Here is a 1,678-nt window from a genome sequence, read left to right as displayed (position 1 = left end):
GCGCGGCTTCGGCAGCTCGACATCGGTGAGGGCGTTGGGGTCGTCGATCGGAAGGGGCTTGGTGTAGCCGACGGCTTTCATGAAGGTCTCCATACTGACGTGCGGTCTTGGTCACGGTCTTGGGCGCGGTCGCCGCGCGCACACTTGTCGGACCGCGCCAACATTGCAAGTACTGTCGTTTCGGGGATATAGTCACCGATCGGATACTAATGGACGAATTCGCATGAAACGTCGCAATGTGGATTGCGCGCCGGGCTGTCCGGTCGAGGCGACGCTCGACCTGATCGACGGCAAGTGGAAGGGCGTGATCCTGTTCCATCTGCAAGGTGGCCGGCTGCGCTTCGGCGAATTGCGCCGCAAGATGCCCGGCATCACCCAGCGCATGCTGACCAAGCAGCTCCGCGCGCTGGAGGACGATGGCCTCGTGCTCCGCGAGGTGTTCGCCGAGGTGCCCCCGCGGGTCGAATACGAGCTGTCGGAGATGGGCGAGAGCCTGCGCCCGGTGATCGATGCGCTGAAGCGCTGGGCCGAGGAATATCGCGCCCGGCAAGGCGCGGTCGCTGCGCGGCCGGCCGGCCTGTCGACTCATCCGCCGGATGCGCGGTGACGAAAAACGGCGCCTGCCGAACGACATAGCTGACGCTTCGCAAGTCGCGCCGCAACCTCTGGCCGGCCGCGCGGTTCCTGCTCCACCACGCCCTGAGCTTTGGCGCCCAAACCGCCGCGGCTCTGCCTTCTTTTATCGCCGGCACGGGACTATATCTGCCGCCTCATCGGCTGCTGGACTGGATTCTCGAACATGATTTCGCTGCGCCTTCTGACCGCCCTGTGCCTGTCGATCGCTGTCGCTTCGCCCGCGCTGGCCCAGGAGCGGCGGTTGCCGTCGTCCCAAGCCGAGCTCAAGCTCAGCTACGCGCCGATCGTGCAGCACGTGCAGCCGGCGGTGGTCAATGTCTACGCCGCCAAGGTCATCCAGAACCACAACCCGCTGCTCGAAGACCCGATCTTCCGCCGCTTCTTCGGCGTCGGCCCGCAGCCGGAGCAAATCCAGCGCTCGCTCGGTTCCGGCGTGATGGTCGATCCGTCGGGCCTTGTCGTCACAAACAACCACGTCATCGAGGGTGCCGATCAGGTCAAGGTGGCGTTGTCCGACAAGCGCGAGTTCGAAGCCGAGATCGTGCTCAAGGACAGCCGCACCGATCTGGCCGTGCTGCGGCTCAAGGGCACCGACAAGGAGAAGTTCGCCACGCTCGACTTCGCCAACTCCGATGACCTGATGGTCGGCGACGTGGTGCTGGCGATCGGCAATCCGTTCGGCGTCGGCCAGACGGTGACTCATGGCATCGTCTCGGCCTTGGCGCGGACGCAGGTTGGCATCACCGACTATCAGTTCTTCATCCAGACCGACGCGGCGATCAATCCGGGCAATTCCGGCGGCGCGCTCGTCGACATGACCGGCAAGCTGGTCGGCATCAACACCGCGATCTTCTCGCGCTCCGGCGGCTCGCAGGGCATCGGCTTCGCGATTCCGGCCAACATGGTCCGGGTCGTCGTCGCCTCGGCCAAGAGCGCGGCAAGGCGGTGAAGCGGCCGTGGCTCGGCGCAAGGCTGCAGGCGGTGACGCCGGATATCGCCGAGACACTCGGGCTGAAGCGGCCGTCGGGCGCGCTGGTCGCCA

General features: G+C 65.8%; 1 protein-coding gene and 1 pseudogene. Both read left to right on the top strand.

From position 1 onward, the window contains the following. Window positions 1–223 precede the first annotated feature (223 nt). Window positions 224–607, top strand: a complete 384-nt coding sequence (locus I5M_RS13505; RefSeq protein ID WP_031336304.1) for a helix-turn-helix domain-containing protein — start codon at window positions 224–226, stop codon at window positions 605–607. A 192-nt stretch (window positions 608–799) separates the two neighbouring features. Next, a pseudogene (locus I5M_RS29730) lies at window positions 800–1,678 on the top strand (trypsin-like peptidase domain-containing protein); the annotation flags it as partial.

Source organism: Rhodopseudomonas sp. B29 (assembly GCF_000333455.1).
In the GTDB taxonomy this organism is placed as follows: domain Bacteria; phylum Pseudomonadota; class Alphaproteobacteria; order Rhizobiales; family Xanthobacteraceae; genus Rhodopseudomonas.
This window is presented reverse-complemented; position numbering and strand designations above follow the sequence as displayed.

What these genes read in the sequence shown, in the direction of transcription:
- I5M_RS13505 (WP_031336304.1), top strand. Translation starts at nt 224, where the DNA reads ATGAAACGTCGCAATGTGGATTGCGCGCCGGGCTGTCCGGTCGAGGCG.